12 protein-coding genes and 1 pseudogene are annotated in these 15,660 nt (G+C 62.4%); 5 read left to right on the top strand and 8 right to left on the bottom strand.

The features are described from left to right. Positions 1–297: 297 nt before the first annotated feature. Both ACIOVD_RS12410 and ACIOVD_RS12405 read left to right on the top strand, forming a co-directional pair. Complete coding sequence (locus tag ACIOVD_RS12410) at positions 298–1,674, top strand: pyridoxal-phosphate dependent enzyme (RefSeq protein WP_401127944.1); 1,377 nt, start codon at positions 298–300, stop codon at positions 1,672–1,674. Next, positions 1,671–2,849 carry a PLP-dependent aspartate aminotransferase family protein gene (locus tag ACIOVD_RS12405; RefSeq protein ID WP_095167026.1) on the top strand — a complete coding sequence of 393 codons (1,179 nt, stop codon included), beginning with the start codon at positions 1,671–1,673 and terminating at the stop codon, positions 2,847–2,849. The genes ACIOVD_RS12410 and ACIOVD_RS12405 overlap by 4 nt, the downstream gene beginning before the upstream one ends. Positions 2,850–2,946: 97 nt before the next feature. On the opposite strand, the gene adeC is transcribed toward ACIOVD_RS12405, so the two are convergent. Genes adeC through emhA form a run of 3 tightly spaced genes read right to left on the bottom strand, consistent with a single transcriptional unit; the run spans position 2,947 to position 8,729 of the window. Next, positions 2,947–4,407 (bottom strand): AdeC/AdeK/OprM family multidrug efflux complex outer membrane factor, encoded by a 1,461-nt coding sequence (gene adeC, locus ACIOVD_RS12400; RefSeq protein ID WP_095167028.1) that lies wholly within the window; start codon positions 4,405–4,407, stop codon positions 2,947–2,949. Continuing rightward, on the bottom strand, positions 4,404–7,568 hold the full coding sequence (emhB, locus tag ACIOVD_RS12395; RefSeq protein ID WP_095167030.1) for an efflux RND transporter permease subunit EmhB: 3,165 nt from the start codon (positions 7,566–7,568) through the stop codon (positions 4,404–4,406). The genes adeC and emhB overlap by 4 nt, the downstream gene beginning before the upstream one ends. A 3-nt stretch (positions 7,569–7,571) precedes the next feature. Continuing rightward, entirely contained in the window at positions 7,572–8,729 is a 1,158-nt protein-coding gene (gene emhA / locus ACIOVD_RS12390; protein WP_095167032.1) for an efflux RND transporter periplasmic adaptor subunit EmhA, read from the bottom strand. A 268-nt stretch (positions 8,730–8,997) separates the two neighbouring features. On the opposite strand from emhA, the pseudogene emhR reads away from it, so the two are divergent. Next, positions 8,998–9,647: pseudogene (gene emhR / locus ACIOVD_RS12385) on the top strand (efflux system transcriptional repressor EmhR). Positions 9,648–9,790: 143 nt separating this feature from the next. Further along, positions 9,791–10,675 (top strand): DMT family transporter, encoded by an 885-nt coding sequence (locus tag ACIOVD_RS12380; protein ID WP_159994141.1) that lies wholly within the window; start codon positions 9,791–9,793, stop codon positions 10,673–10,675. A gap of 61 nt (positions 10,676–10,736) precedes the next feature. Here the strand turns inward: ACIOVD_RS12380 and ACIOVD_RS12375 are convergent, their stop codons facing one another. From ACIOVD_RS12375 to ACIOVD_RS12365, 3 genes are read right to left on the bottom strand one after another with little or no spacing between them, the layout of a single operon-like run. Then, complete coding sequence (locus ACIOVD_RS12375; protein ID WP_401127941.1) at positions 10,737–11,786, bottom strand: alkene reductase; 1,050 nt, start codon at positions 11,784–11,786, stop codon at positions 10,737–10,739. A gap of 21 nt (positions 11,787–11,807) precedes the next feature. Continuing rightward, positions 11,808–12,974, bottom strand: a complete 1,167-nt coding sequence (locus ACIOVD_RS12370) for an MFS transporter (protein ID WP_401127939.1) — start codon at positions 12,972–12,974, stop codon at positions 11,808–11,810. A 23-nt stretch (positions 12,975–12,997) separates the two neighbouring features. Continuing rightward, positions 12,998–13,303 (bottom strand): helix-turn-helix transcriptional regulator, encoded by a 306-nt coding sequence (locus ACIOVD_RS12365; RefSeq protein ID WP_095167043.1) that lies wholly within the window; start codon positions 13,301–13,303, stop codon positions 12,998–13,000. A 154-nt stretch (positions 13,304–13,457) separates the two neighbouring features. On the opposite strand from ACIOVD_RS12365, the gene ACIOVD_RS12360 reads away from it, so the two are divergent. Beyond that, complete coding sequence (locus tag ACIOVD_RS12360) at positions 13,458–14,039, top strand: ACP phosphodiesterase (protein WP_095167045.1); 582 nt, start codon at positions 13,458–13,460, stop codon at positions 14,037–14,039. Positions 14,040–14,069: 30 nt separating this feature from the next. On the opposite strand, the gene ACIOVD_RS12355 is transcribed toward ACIOVD_RS12360, so the two are convergent. After that, a complete protein-coding gene (locus tag ACIOVD_RS12355) occupies positions 14,070–14,864 on the bottom strand; it encodes a lysophospholipid acyltransferase family protein (protein WP_159994145.1) in 795 nt (264 codons plus the stop codon). Next, on the bottom strand, positions 14,864–15,619 hold the full coding sequence (gene olsB, locus ACIOVD_RS12350) for an L-ornithine N(alpha)-acyltransferase (RefSeq protein WP_401127936.1): 756 nt from the start codon (positions 15,617–15,619) through the stop codon (positions 14,864–14,866). Before olsB ends, ACIOVD_RS12355 begins: the two co-directional genes overlap by 1 nt. Between the last annotated feature and the right edge of the window lie 41 nt (positions 15,620–15,660).

The raw sequence follows: 15,660 nt of genomic DNA, 5'->3' as shown, positions 1-15,660 counted from the left end.
GGTGGCCGGGACGGGGTCGGGGGAGGAGCTGCGGTTGGCGCCTTAACGTTCACTGCTTTAGGGGCAGCCTGTCTAAGAGTGCCGGCGCTTCCAAGGGTTCAGCAGGCCGGGCAATTGTACCGCACCAAGGTGGGTTGAAAGAGGCGGGGCAAGCGTGTGAGGTGCCGGTCAGCTGCGCAGGCTTGCGATGGCAGCGATCCGGGCCTATGGTCCATGCGAGGCAGGCCTGCCCATGAGGGCCAGGCCTGGTCGCAGCGGTTGTCCATCCAGTGCGGATTCGCGCCACGAGGTGAAGACATGCCAGACAACTCCCGTCCTGCCGTACTTGAACTGATTGGTAATACCCCGCTGGTGCAGATCAGCCGCTTTGATACCGGCCCCTGCACCCTGTTCCTCAAGCTTGAGTCACAGAACCCCGGTGGTTCGATCAAGGACCGCATCGGCCTGGCGATGATCGACGCCGCCGAGCGCGATGGCCGCCTGCGTCCGGGTGGCACCATCGTCGAGGCCACGGCTGGCAATACGGGCCTGGGCCTGGCCCTGGTGGGCCGTGCCAAGGGTTATCGGGTGGTGCTGGTGGTGCCGGACAAGATGTCCACCGAGAAGGTGCTGCACCTCAAGGCCATGGGGGCCGAGGTGCACATCACCCGCTCCGATGTCGGCAAGGGGCATCCAGAGTACTACCAGGACGTCGCCGCGCGGCTGGCGCAGGAAATCCCCGAGGCGTTTTTTGCCGACCAGTTCAACAACCCCGCCAACCCGCTGGCCCATGAGTGCAGCACCGCGCCGGAGATCTGGGCGCAGACCCAGCATGACCTGGACGCCATCGTCGTCGGCGTCGGCTCGGCCGGTACCCTGACCGGGTTGACCCGCTTCTTCCGCCGAGTACAGCCGGACCTGGCCATGGTGCTGGCCGATCCTGTTGGTTCGGTGATGGCCGAATACAGCCGCAGCGGTACCCTTGGCACCCCCGGCTCGTGGGCGGTGGAGGGCATCGGCGAGGACTTCATCCCGTCCATCGCCGACCTGTCCAGCGTGCGCCAGGCCTATTCGATCAGCGATGAAGAAAGCTTCGAACATGCCCGCCAGTTACTGCGCGCCGAAGGCATTCTCGGCGGATCCTCCACCGGCACGCTGCTGGCGGCGGCCTTGCGCTACTGTCGTGAGCAGACTGAGCCCAAGCGGGTGGTCAGTTTTGTCTGCGATACCGGCACCCGCTACTTGTCCAAGGTCTACAACGACCAGTGGATGACCGATCAGGGCTTGTTGCAGCGCAAGCGCTACGGCGACCTGCGGGACCTGATCGCCCGGCGTTTCGAGGACGGCCGGGTGATCAGCGTCGGCCCCGACGACACGCTGCTGACCGCTTTCCAGCGCATGCGCCTGGCGGATGTGTCGCAATTGCCGGTGCTGGTCGATGGCCAGCGCCTGGTGGGCGTACTCGACGAATCGGATGTGTTGCTGGGTGTGCACCAGGACGCTGCGCACTTGCGCATGACGGTGGCCTCGGCCATGACCAAGCAACTGCATACCTTGCCGGCCGCCGCCAGCCTGGCCGAGCTGCAGGCCGAGCTCGACCGCGGGTTGGTGGCGATCATCGCCGACGCTTCAGGCTTCCATGGCCTGATTACCCGAGTCGACCTGCTCAATCATCTACGGAGATCCCTTGCATGAGTCATCAGGATAAAACCGCCGCGCCCCAGGATTTCGCCACCCGGGTGATCCATGCCGGGCAAGTGCCGGACCCGACGACTGGAGCGCTGATGCCGCCGATCTACGCCAACTCCACGTATTTGCAGCAGAGTCCCGGCGTGCACAAGGGTTTCGACTACGGCCGTTCGCACAATCCCACCCGGTTTGCCCTGGAGCGCTGCGTGGCCGACCTCGAGGGCGGTACCCAGGCATTTGCCTTTGCCTCCGGGCTGGCAACTATTTCCACGGTGCTCGAGCTGCTGGATGCCGGTGCGCACATTGTCTCCGGCAACGACCTGTACGGGGGCACCTTCCGCCTGTTCGACAAAGTGCGCCAACGCAGCGCCGGGCATCGTTTCAGTTTCGTCGACCTGACCGACCTGGCAGCTTTCGAAGCGGCGCTGCAGGACGACACGCGGATGGTCATGGTCGAGACGCCGAGCAATCCCTTGCTGCGCCTGACCGACCTCAGCGCCATCGCGCGGATTTGCCGTGCGCGGGGGATAATCAGTGTCGCCGACAACACCTTTGCCAGCCCGTGGACGCAGCGCCCGCTGGAGCTGGGGTTCGATATCGTGCTGCACTCCACCACCAAGTACCTCAACGGCCATTCCGATGTGATCGGCGGCATAGCGGTGGTTGGGCACAACGCTGAGCTGGCCGAGCGCCTGGGTTTCCTGCAAAACGCGGTGGGCGCGATTGCCGGGCCGTTCGACGCCTTCCTCACCTTGCGCGGGGTCAAGACCCTGGCCTTGCGTATGGAGCGCCACTGCAGCAACGCGCTGGATCTTGCCCAGTGGCTGGAGCGCCAGCCGCAGGTGGCGCGGGTCTATTATCCCGGCCTGCCGTCACACCCCCAGCACGAATTGGCGCAGCGCCAGATGCGCGGCTTCGGCGGGATGATTGCCCTGGACTTGAACAGCGACCTGGCCGGTGCCCGGCGGTTTCTCGAGGCGGTGCAGATCTTTGCCCTGGCCGAGAGCCTGGGAGGAGTGGAAAGCCTGATCGAGCATCCGGCAATCATGACCCACGCCACCATTCCACCTGCGACTCGGGCAGAACTGGGGATAGGCGACGGGCTGGTGCGTTTGTCGGTTGGGGTGGAAGCGGTCGAAGACCTGCGCGCCGACCTGGCCCAGGCGCTGGCACGGATCTGAGGCGAGCCGTGCAACAGGCATAAAAAAATCCGCAATCCTTGAGGGGATTGCGGATTTTCGTGAGGCCCAGGGATCAGCCTGGTGCGCATCGGGCTGATCAGAACATCTTCAGCTTCGGTGCGACTTCTGGCACGGGCTCATTCTTCGCGGTCTGGGCGTTCCAGCCGCCACCCAGGGCCTTGTACAGGTTCACTTCGCTGACCAGTTGCGACAGGCGATCGGTGATCAGCGATTGCTGCGCGCTGAACAACTGACGCTGGGCGTCGAGGAAGGTCAGGTTGCTGTCGACACCAATGCGATAGCGACGCTCGGCCAGGCGGTAGTAATCCTGGTTGGCCTGGACGAAGTCACTCTGGGCCTGCAACTGTTGGTTGAAGGTCTGGCGTGCGGCGAGGCCGTCGGAGACTTCCTGGAAGGCGGTCTGGATCGACTTCTCATACTGCGCAACAGTGATGTCTTTCTGGATTTTCGAGTAATCCAGGCTGGCACTCAGGGCGCCGGCGTTGAAGATCGGCAGGTTGATCTGGGGCTGGAACAACCAGGTCCCCGAACCGCCCTTGAACAGGCCGGACAGGTCCGGGCTGAGCGTGCCGGCATTGGCCGTCAGGCTGATGCTCGGGAAGAACGCAGCCCGCGCCGCGCCGATATTGGCGTTGGCAGCCTTGAGGTTGTGCTCGGCGGCCAGGATATCCGGACGTCGTTGCAGCAGGTCCGAAGGCAGGCCGGCCGGCACTTCGCTGAGCAGGTCGTCAGCCAATGGCTTGGCGGCGGTCAGGTTGGCAGGCAAGCCAGTACCCAGCAGCAGGGTCAGGCTGTTCTCGTCCTGGGCGACCAGGCGGGTGTACTTGGCCAGTTGCACCTTGGCGTTTTCCACCGAGGTACGCGACTGGCTCAGGTCCAACGCCGAGGCCACGCCGACTTCGTTGCTGCGCGCGGTGAGGCGGTAGCTTTCTTCGAAGGTGGCGAGGGTGTCCTGCGTCAGCTTCAGCAGTTCCTTGTCGGCCTGCCAGGTCAGGTAGGCGTTGGCCACGTTGGCCACCAGGCTGAGCTGGGTGCTGCGCCGCGCTTCTTCGGTGGCGAAGTAGTTCTGCAGCGCTTGCTCGTTGAGGCTGCGAATACGCCCGAACAGGTCGAGCTCATAGGCGCTGACGCCCAGGGTCGCCGAGTAGGAGCTGCTGATCGAGGATTCGCCGGTCTGCGAGGCATCCGCCGGCAGGCGCTGGCGGCTGCCGCTGCCATTGGCCGAAACGGCGGGGAACAGGTCGGCGCGGGAAATGCGGTACTGGGCCGCATAGGCGTCGATGTTCAGCGCCGCGACGCGCAGGTCACGGTTGTTTTCCAGCGCGGTCTGGATCAGTTGCTGCAGGGCCGGGTCATGAAAAAACTGCTTCCAGCCTTGCTCGGCGGCGGCCTGGTTCGGCGCCTGGGCCGGCGAGTAAGCCGGCCCTTGCGGGTACTGCCCGGCCACAGGGGCCTCGGGCTGCTGATAATCGGGTATCAGCGAGCAGCCACCGAGCACGAACGCGGCGACGGCTAGGGAGAGTAGCGACTTGCTCATTGGCCAGCCTCTTTAGGAGTTTCGGTGGCGTCATCCGGCTTGGCATTCTTGCGCTGCCCCATGGACGACACGGTGACAAAGAACAGGGGTACCCAGAACACGGCCAGTACGGTAGCGGTGATCATACCGCCGATCACCCCGGTACCGATGGCGTGCTGGCTGCCCGAACCGGCGCCGGTGGAAATGGCCAGTGGCACCACACCCAGGACGAACGCGAGCGAGGTCATGATGATCGGTCGCAGACGCATCCGGCAGGCCTCGATCGCGGCGTCGCGCAGGGTGCGTCCCTGTTCATGCAATTCCTTGGCGAATTCGACAATCAGAATGGCGTTTTTCGCCGCCAGACCGATGGTCGTCAACAGGCCTACCTGGAAGTACACGTCGTTGGACAGGCCGCGCAGGCTGGTGGCGAGCAGGGCACCGATGATCCCCAGCGGCACCACCAACATCACCGCGATCGGAATCGACCAGCTTTCGTACAACGCCGCAAGACACAGGAACACCATCAGCAACGACAGGGCGTACAGGGCAGGCGCCTGGGAACCCGACAGGCGTTCCTCATAGGACAGGCCAGTCCAGGAGATACCCACCCCCGCCGGCAGCTTCTTGGCCAGGGCTTCGACTTCAGCCATGGCTTCACCGGTGGAATAGCCCGGGGCCGGAGCACCGAGGATTTCCATGGCTTCCACGCCGTTGTAACGCGCCAGCTTCGGCGAGCCGTAGATCCAGGTGCCCTTGGCGAAGGCCGAGAACGGCACCATGGTTCCCTGGCTGTTGCGCACGTACCACTTCTTCAGGTCTTCAGGGGTCATCCGCGAACCCGGCACGCCCTGAATGTAGACCTTCTTCACTCGACCGCGGTCGATGAAGTCGTTGACGTAGCTACTACCCAGGGCAATCGACAGGGTGTTGTTGATGTCGGTCAGCGTTACGCCCAAGGCGCTGGCTTTCTCGTCATCGAGTTCCAGTTGGAACTGCGGTTCGTCGTTCAGGCCGTTAGGACGCACCTGGGACAGCACCTTGCTCTGTGCCGCCATGCCGAGGAACTGGTTGCGGGCCTCCATCAGCTTCTCGTGGCCGATACCGGCGCGGTCCTGCAGGAACACGTCGAAACCAGTGGCGTTACCCAACTCCAGTACCGCTGGCGGGGCGAAGGCGAACACCATGGCATCACGGAACGTGAAGAAGTGCTGCTGGGCCCGTTCTGCGACCTTGAACACGCTGTTGTCGGCGTTACGCTCGTCCCACGGCTTGAGCATGATGAATGCCATACCCGAGCTCTGGCCACGGCCGGCAAAGTTGAAGCCGTTGACCGTGAACACCGAGGCAACCGCATCACCTTCACCGCCATCCTTACCGGAGCGCAGGAGGTATTCACGCATTTCATCGACCACCACCTGGGTGCGCTGGGCACTGGAACCCGCCGGGGTCTGGACCTGGGCGAACAGTACGCCCTGGTCTTCTTCCGGGAGGAATGCGGTCGGGATGCGGGTGAACAGCCAGATCATGCCAACGATGATGATCAGGTAGGCCAGCAGGTACGGCGCCTTGTGCGTGAGGATGTTGCCCACGCCACGCTCGTAGCTGCGTACGCCGCGATCGAAATTGCGGTTGAACCAGCCAAAGAAACCACGCTTGGGCGTGCCGTGCTCGCCCTTGGGAATGGCCTTGAGCATGGTGGCGCAGAGCGCCGGGGTAAAGATCAGGGCGACCAGTACCGAGAGGGCCATGGCCGAGACGATGGTGATCGAGAACTGCTTGTAGATCACCCCGGTAGAGCCGCTGAAGAACGCCATCGGCAGCAGTACCGCCGACAGTACCAGGGCAATACCCACCAGTGCGCCCTGGATCTGGCCCATGGACTTCTTGGTGGCTTCCTTGGGCGACAGGCCTTCTTCGCTCATCACCCGTTCGACGTTTTCCACCACGACGATGGCATCGTCCACCAGCAAGCCGATGGCCAGGACCATACCGAACATGGTCAGGGTGTTGATGCTGAACCCGAACGCCGCGAGGATGCCGAATGTACCCAGCAATACCACCGGCACGGTCATGGTGGTGATGACGGTGGCGCGGAAGTTTTGCAGGAACAGGAACATCACCAGGAACACCAGCACGATCGCTTCGACCAGGGTGTGTACTACGCCCTTGATCGATTCGGTCACCACCGGGGTGGTGTCGTACGGGAAGACCACTTCCATGCCTTCAGGGAAGAACGGCTTGAGGCTTTCGATGGTGGTGCGCAAGGCTTTGGCAGTATCCAGCGCGTTGGCGCCGGTAGCCAGTTTCACCGCAAGGCCGGAGGCCGGTGCGCCGTTGAACTGGGCGTTGATACTGTAGTTCTCACCACCCAGGGCGACATCGGCGACATCCTTGAGGCGAACCTGGGAGCCGTCCTTGTTGACCTTGAGCAGGATTTCCTTGAACTGCTCGGCAGTCTGCAGGCGGGTCTTGCCGATGATCGTGGCGTTCAGCTGGGTGCCGGGCAGGGCAGGCAAGCCGCCGAGCTGACCGGACGAGACCTGGACGTTTTGTGCCGCAACGGCGGCCTTGACGTCCACCGGAGTCAGGTTGAAGTTGTTCAACTTGGCCGGGTCCAGCCAGATGCGCATGGCGTACTGGGCACCGAACACCTGGAAGTCGCCGACGCCGGCGGTCCGGGAAATCGGGTCCTGCATGTTGGACACGATGTAGTTGGACAGGTCGTCCTTGGTCATGCTGCCGTCACGCGACACCACACCGATCACCAGCAGGAAGTTCTTCACGGCCTTGGTGACGCGGATCCCCTGTTGCTGCACTTCTTGAGGCAGCAGCGGGGTGGCCAGGTTCAGCTTGTTCTGCACCTGGACTTGGGCGGTGTCGGAGTTGGTGCCTTGCTCGAAGGTCGCGGTGATGGTCATGGTGCCGTCGGAGTTACTTTCCGAGGACACATAACGCAGGTTGTCGATACCGTTGAGCTGTTGCTCGATCACCTGGACCACGGTGTCCTGCACGGTCTGTGCAGAAGCACCTGGGTAGGTCACAGAGATGGCGATCGCCGGTGGGGCGATGCTCGGGTATTGGTTGATGGGCAGCTTGAGGATCGATAGAGCCCCGACCAGCATGATCACCAGGGCAATTACCCAGGCGAAAATCGGACGGTCGATAAAAAATTTCGACATGGTTTACTCCCCTTTGCCGCCTGCAGCTTTGTCTGTTGCCTGTGCAGGGGCCGGGTTTTTCGCGGCTACGTTGGTCGCTTCGCTGACTTGGACTTCAACGCCGGGCTTGACGTACTGCAGGCCTTCGGTGATCAGGCGATCGCCAGCCTTGAGGCCGTCTTCGATCAGCCATTGGCTGCCCACGGTGCGGCTGGCCTTGAGCTGGCGCAGTTCGACCTTGTTGTCAGGGCCTACGACCAGCGCTGTTGGCGATCCCTTGAGGTCACGGGTCACGCCTTGTTGCGGCGCCAGGATGGCGGCGGCGTTGACCCCGGCTTGCAGTTGGGCGTGAACGAACATGCCTGGCAGCAGGGTGTGATCAGGGTTGGGGAATACTGCGCGCAAGGTCACGGAACCGGTGGCTTCATCGACCGAGACTTCGGAGAACTCCAGCTTGCCCTGTCGCTTGTACTCACTGCCGTCCTCGAGGGTCAGCTTGACCATCGCGGCGTTATCACCGGCTTTCTGCAGGCGACCGCTTTCCAGCTCACGGCGCAATTCCAGCAGTTCCACCGAGGATTGCGTCACATCGACGTAGATCGGGTCCAGTTGCTGGATCACGGCCATGGCGTCGACCTGGCCATTGTTTACCAGGGCACCTTCGGTGACGTTGGAGCGCCCGATACGACCGGTCAGCGGCGCCAGTACCTTGGTGTAGCGCACATTGATCTGGGCGGTCTGCAGCGAGGCTTCCGATTGCAGGCGGTTGGCCAGGGCAGTGTCGTATTCCTGGCGGCTTACGGCTTGTTCGGTGACCAGTTGTTTGTAGCGATCGGAAATCGATTTGGTCGATTGCAGATTGGCTTCGGCGCTTTTCAAGGTGGCCTGGTAGACCGACGGATCGATCTGGTAGAGCTGCTGGCCTTCCTTGACCTCGGCACCTTCTTTGAACAGGCGCTTGAGGATGATGCCGTTGACCTGTGGGCGAACTTCCGCGATGCGGTAGGCCGTGGTGCGGCCCGGCAGTTCGGAGGTCAGGGTAAAGGCTTGGGTTTGCAGGGTAACGACGCCGACCTGAGGGGCGTGTGCAGCAGGGGCCGCCTCTTCCTTTTTACATCCGCTGAGCAGCGATGCCAGGGCGACGGCAGTGACCAGAGCGGTAACAGCTGGCTTGAATTGCATGAAGATCCTCGGGTCAGGCGCGCACAATGCGCACTAGAAAAGTGGAAAGATGAAAAAGTCGCGGTGAGTGGATAAGTAGCTTGCTAAGGAATATACTTACGTTCATGGTTGTTTGTAAACACCTTTGACCGCGTACACACCCGGTTACCAGAGCTGTTTCAAGGTGTGAATTGTAGGCCGGGGACCAAGCCCGTAAGAGGTGATCCCCACATTTGTTCAGAAGATGTTCAGGCATCGCTGAAGCATTCCTGATTGAGGTTTTACTGCCATGGTTCGTCGCACTAAAGAGGAAGCGCAAGAAACCCGCAACCAGATACTCGAAGCCGCTGAGCAAGCCTTTTACGAGCGGGGCGTGGCGCGCACTACGTTGGCGGACATCGCCACCCTGGCCGGGGTGACTCGTGGTGCTATCTATTGGCATTTCAGCAACAAGGCCGACCTGGTCCAGGCCATGCTCGACAGTCTGCGCGAGCCGTTGGATGAGATGGCGCGGGCGAGCGAAAGTGCAGACGAAGAAGATCCGCTGGGCTGCATGCGCAAGCTGCTGATTCATTTGTTTCATCAAGTTGCCTTGGATCCGAAGACCCGCCGCATCAATGAGATTCTGTTTCACAAGTGTGAGTTCACAGATGAAATGTGTGATCTGCGCCAACAACGTCGCACGGTCAGTCTGGATTGCAACATGCGTATCGCGCTGGCATTGCGTAATGCAGTGAATCGTGGACAGTTGCCGGAAACCTCGATACCGAGCGTGCGGCGGTGAGCATCCATGCCTACATCGATGGCATGCTTTATCAATGGCTGCTGGCCCCCGAAAGCTTTGAGCTGCACCTGGAAGCCGAACGCTGGGTCGACACCGGGCTGGAAATGCTCCGCCTGAGTCCCAGCCTGCGGCTGCCGGACAACATGCGTAATTGAGTCTGCCTGTGTCAACACTTAAGGTGAACACTGTCCCGACTGCATTCGCCTTTTGGCGATGGGGTGCTTTTATATACGGACATTCGCCTGCTTGATACATAGCGGGCTACGTATTTTGTAGGGAAATTGTGTCGAGTGTGTGAATGAGTGCGAGCCACCCGTTGTTCAAGACCGCCGAACAACCCGTCAAGGGCATTCTCCTGATTTGCCTGGCTGTGCTGTTGTTCGCCAGCCATGACACCCTATCCAAGTACCTCTCCGGTTTTTATCCAATAGTCATGGTGGTGTGGGCGCGCTACGTGGTGCACACCCTGTTGATGCTGATGGTGTTTGTCCCGCGCAGCGGTTTTTCCGCGGTGGTGCGCACCAAGCGTCCCGGGCTGCAGTTTTTGCGGGCGATGTGTCTGATCGGCACCAGTCTGTTTTTCACCACCGGGTTGCGCTACATCCCGTTGGCCGAAGCCACTGCCGTGAACTTCCTCGCACCGTTGCTGGTGACCGCGCTGTCGGTACCGTTGTTGGGCGAGCACGTGACCCGCCGCCAGTGGCTGGCGGTGCTCGGCGGTTTTGCCGGGGTGCTGATCGTGATCCGCCCGGGCGGGGCACTGTTTACCCCGACCATCGTCCTGCCGCTGTGCTCGGCGCTGTGTTTCGGCTTTTACCAGTTACTGACCCGCAAGCTCACCGGCATCGACAGTCCGACCACCAGCAACTTTCTCACCGGCATCATCAACAGCCTGATCATGAGCGCGTTGCTGCCGTTTTTCTGGAGCACGCCGAGCTGGCCGCATGCTGTGTTCATGATTGGCCTGGGCACCTGCGGCATGCTGGGCCACATGCTGCTGACCCAGGCCTTCCGGCATGCGGCGCCGGCAATGCTGGCGCCGTTCAGCTATGGGCAGATTCTGTTCGCCGGGATGTACGGCTACCTGATCTTCGACCATACCCCGGACAGCTACGCCATCGTCGGGATCGCGGTCATTTGCCTGAGCGGCCTGGCGGTCGCCTTTGGCCAGCGCAAACGCTGAAGAAACCCCAGAATGAAAAAACCCCGGTTCGAACCGGGGTTTTTTCATTTTGGCTGACGGCTTACAGCGTTGGGTAGTCGATGTAGCCGACCGGACCCTTGGCGTAGAACAGTTCCGGACGTGCCTCGTTGAGTGGTGCATCGGCTTTCAGGCGAGCAGGCAGGTCTGGGTTGGCAATGAACGGCACGCCGAACGCTACTGCATCGGCCTTGCCGCTGGCCAGCCAGGCGTTGGCGCTGTCCTTGGTGAAACGCTCGTTGACGATGTACGGGCCACCGAAGGCGGCCTTGAGCTGTGGCCCGAGGCTGTCGCCGGCTTCTTTTTCCCGCGAGCAGATGAACGCGATACCGCGCTTGCCCAGTTCACGTGCCACGTAGGTGAAGGTTTCGGCCAGGTTGTCGTCGCCCATGTCATGCAGGTCGGCACGGGGAGACAGGTGCACACCTACGCGGCCGGGGCCCCAGACTTCAATCGCGGCGTCGGTCACTTCCAGCAGCAGGCGCGCGCGGTTTTCCAGCGAGCCACCGTAATGGTCGGTGCGCTGGTTGGTGCTGCTTTGCAGGAACTGGTCGAGCAGGTAGCCGTTGGCTCCGTGGATCTCGACCCCATCAAAGCCTGCGGCCTTGGCGTTTTCGGCGCCCACCCGGTAAGCGTCGACGACGTCGGCGATCTCGGCGACTTCCAGGGCGCGCGGGGTCGGGAAGTCGGCGAGGGGGCGAACCAGGCTGACATGGCCTTTGGGCTGCAGGGCGCTTGGTGCGACCGGTGCCTCACCGTTGAGGTAGGAGGGGTGGGAAATCCGGCCCACGTGCCACAGTTGCAGGAAAATCTTGCCGCCGGCGCCGTGGATGGCCTTGGTCACGTTGCTCCAGCCCCGCACCTGATCGTTGGACCAGATGCCCGGGGTGTCCGGGTAGCCGACGCCCAAGGGCGTGACCGAAGTGGCTTCGCTGAGGATCAGCCCGGCGGAGGCGCGCTGTACGTAGTACTCGGCCATCAGGGCGTTGGGCACTCGACCTTCGTCCGCGCGGCAGCGGGTCAAGGGGGCCATGATGATGCGGTTGGCCAACTCGAGGTCGCCCAGTTTGATTGGATCGAAAATAGTCGTCATGTAAAAGCGCTCGCAGGTAGATCAGTTGGTCGCAGGAGCCAGTTCGGCGTCGCCGCCCTGGCGGAAGGTAATCAGGGTCACCAGCAAGGCGAGTACCGCCAGTGCCGCGGCCGCGAGTGGCACGCTGGTCAGGCCAAAACCGTGGGTAATCACGCTGCCGCCGACCCAGGCGCCGAGGGCGTTGCCGATGTTGAAGGCACCGATGTTGAGGGTCGACACCAGGTTCGGTGCGGCCTTGCCGTAGGTCACCACGTTGACTTGCAGGGCCGGCACGGCGGCAAAACACGCCGTAGCCCAGAGGAACAGGGTAATTTCGGTGGGGATCAGCGCAACGCTGGTCCAGGTCAGCACCGTGGAGATCACGGCCATCGAGATGAACACGCCGATCAGCGTGGCGGCCATGCCCTTGTCTGCCAGCTTGCCGCCGATAATGTTGCCGACCGTCAGGCCCAGGCCGATCAGCATCAGGGTCCAGGTCACACCGCGAGGCGAGACGCCGGTGACTTCGCCCAGTAGCGGTGCGACATAGGTGAACAGAGTGAATACCGACGCGGCGAACAGCGCGGTCATGCTCAGGGACAGCCAGATGCCAGCGCCCTTGAGAGCCCGCAGTTCGGCGCGCATGTCGAGTTTTTCTTCATCGCGCTTGGCCGGCAGGAAGCGGATCAGGCCGATCAGGGCGACCACGCCGATCACCGTCACCGCCCAGAAGGTCGAGCGCCAGCCGGCTTGCTGGCCGAGCGCAGTGCCTAGCGGTACGCCAAGCACGTTGGCCAGGGTCAGGCCGGTGAACATCAAGGCTACGGCCGAAGCACGCTTGTTGGCCGGCACCAGGCCTGCCGCGACCACCGAGCCGATGCCGAAAAACGCACCGTGGCAGAGGGCGGTGACCACCCGGGCAAACATCAGCACGTTGTAGTCGGTGGCCAGGGCGCACAGCAGGTTGCCGACGATGAAAATCCCCATCAACGCTACCAGCGCCGCCTTGCGTGGCAGTTTGGCGGTGGCCAGGGCCATGAACGGCGCACCGATCGCCACGCCGAGGGCGTAACCGGTCACCAGCCAGCCGGCGCCGGGAATCGACACACCGAGGTCGGCCGCCACATCGGGCAGCAGGCCCATGATGACGAACTCGGTGGTGCCGATGGCGAAGGCGCTCAAGGCCAGGATGAGGAGCGAGAGGGGCATGGGTGGAGTCCTTGTCGAGCTCCTCAGAGCTCTTTGCCTAAGGTGTCGAGGAACGCCTGGATGGTTTCCTCGTTACGTTTATAGAAATGCCATTGGCCGACTTTCTGGCTGCGGATCAGGCCGGCCCGGTGCAGGGTCGCCAGGTGCGCAGAGACAGTCGATTGCGACAGGCCGCAGCGTTGATCGATTTGCCCGCAGCAGACGCCGAAGTCGGTGCTGTGCTCCTGATCGGGGAACTGGGTCGCGGGGTCTTTCAGCCAGTTGAGGATGTCTCGCCGTACTGGGTGTGCCAGGGCTTTTATTATTTCGTCGAGGTCGATGGTGGACATGGCAGTGCTCGAATTGGGTAAAACGTTATATCGCGATAAGGCGAACTTTAAATCGGTACTTCGCGATATACCAATATGATTTTGATCTGAGGTCAGCTTGGATCGGTATATCGGGTTATAACGATATGTGTGGCGCGGTGCTAAGCTACGCGCTATGAACTATCTCGCACATCTTCACCTCGGTGGCCAGCGTCCCGGTCAATTGCTCGGCAGTTTGTACGGCGATTTTGTCAAAGGCCGGCTGCAAGGGCAGTTTCCTGCGGAGGTCGAGGACGCCATCACCCTGCATCGACAAATCGATGTGTTTACCGACCGTCATGGCTTGGTGGACGTCGCGTTGTCGCGTTTCAGCCTGACCCGGCGGCGCTATGCCGGAATCGTGCTCGACGTGTTTTTCGACCATTGCCTGGCCCGGGATTGGGCGTTGTATGCCGATTCGTCATTGCCGGCCTTCACTGCGGACGTGTACCGGGTACTCGCCGCCGAACCGCAGTTGCCGGGGCGGCTGGCGCAGATCGCACCCTACATGGCGGCGGATGACTGGCTGGGTTCGTATCGCGACTTTGCAGTGCTCGACCAGGTGCTGCGGGGGATCTCGCGGCGCCTGTCACGTCCCGAAGAACTGGCCGCCGCGATGCAGGAGCTGGAGCGCTTGTATGAACCGCTGAGCGAGGACTTTCGTTTGTTCTATCCAGAACTGCAGCGGTTTTCGGCGCAGCACCTGCGTACGCCTTGATATCGCTAGCCGGTTCCCCCGCCGTTGGATTCAGGCCGCGATCAGCTCACCCGCAGGTCTTGGTTGGGCCGGTTGTGCCACGTCACCAAACAACGCGTTGTGCACCGCTTGCTGGGCGGCAAACGCCAGGGCGGCGCGCTCCTGGCCGTGACAGGTTATGGGCTTGAGCAGGTGGATGTGGACGTCGCCCTGGTCGTTGGCGAACAGGCGCATCAGGTGCGATAGCAAGTCGTCATCGCCGATGAAGGGCGCCAGAGGGTCGATCTGCCCGTCGCGCAGGTAACGGATCGCCACCGGTTGCAGGGCAACATCGGCGTCGATCGCGGCCGAGAGCAGGCGGCCATGGAAGGTGCGCAGTGAGCGCCCATCGGTGGTGGTGCCTTCGGGGAACATCAGCAGCGGGTGTTGCTGGTGCAGGTGACGGCTCATTTGCTTGCGGATCAGTTGGCTGTCGCCCGCGCCGCGGCGGATGAACAGGCTGCCGGCCTTGGCCGCCAGCCAGCCGGCGACCGGCCAGGTGCGCACTTCGGCCTTGGACAGGAACGACAACGGGGTGAGCATGCCCAGCAACGGAATGTCGGTCCAGGACACGTGGTTGCTGACCCAGAGCATCGGCTGTTGCGGCAACTGCCCATGCACCGTCACCCGAAAGGGCAGGGCGCGGCTCAAGCGCTTCATGAAAAACCGCGACCAGCGTTGGCGCCGCAGCATCGAATTGGCCACTCCCAGACGCTCGAACAGGCCAAACACCAAGGCCATGCTCAAGCCGAGCGCCACCACCAGCAACACCCTGGTCACCCGTGCGTACACCCGCAAGCGGCTCATTACACGGCCGCCTTGAAGTGCTTGGCGTAACGCGGGCAGAGCTCATCGCGCTTGAGCAGGATGAACACATCGGCGACCTGGAAGTCTTCGTCCCAGCACGGCTCGCCGCAGATCTTCGCGCCCAGGCGCATGTAGGCCTTGAACAGCGGCGGCATTTCGGCAATCACGTTGGACGGGATGTCGAGACTGGGCAGCGGTTTTTTCGGTTCGGCGCGCAGGTGCTCGGTGCACAGGTAACGTTCGCGCAGGCGCTGCATGATCGCGTGGGCCTGGATCCCGCCGTCCTGCATCGGAATGCTCGCGCAACCCATCAGGTAACTGTAGCCACCCTGGTTCAGGACCTCGGCCAGTTCCCCCCACAGCACGGCGATGGTGCCGCCGTTGCGGTATGCCGGGTCGACGCAGGTGCGGCCGATTTCCAGGATCGGTCCTTGCAGGTGCACCAGGCCGTGCAGGCTGAACTCCTCCTCACTGTAGAAACGTCCCAGGCTGCTGGCCGCCGTGTGGTCGAGCAGGCGGGTGGTCGCGACCAAGCGTCCGGTGTTCAGGTCCCGCACACCAATGTGGCTGCAGTGAACATCGTAGTCATCCATGTCCAGACCCAGTTCCGCGCCTTTGAGTTTGGCGTTGAATTCTCCGCTAAAGACATTGAAGCGCAGGGCCTGGGCTTGTTGCAGGGCCTGGGCACCGATCAGGCGTTCGGCTTGCAGGCGGCGTTCAGTGCCGGTGTCGCGGATGCAGGCGATCTGGGTCATGGTGAATCTCCGTACTGGCTGCTCACCCGTCATGGGTTGCA

Source organism: Pseudomonas sp. NPDC087626 (genome assembly GCF_044743405.1).
Lineage (GTDB): Bacteria > Pseudomonadota > Gammaproteobacteria > Pseudomonadales > Pseudomonadaceae > Aquipseudomonas.
The sequence above is the reverse complement of the archived record's forward strand: the minus strand, read 5'-3'. Positions and strand labels throughout refer to the sequence as shown.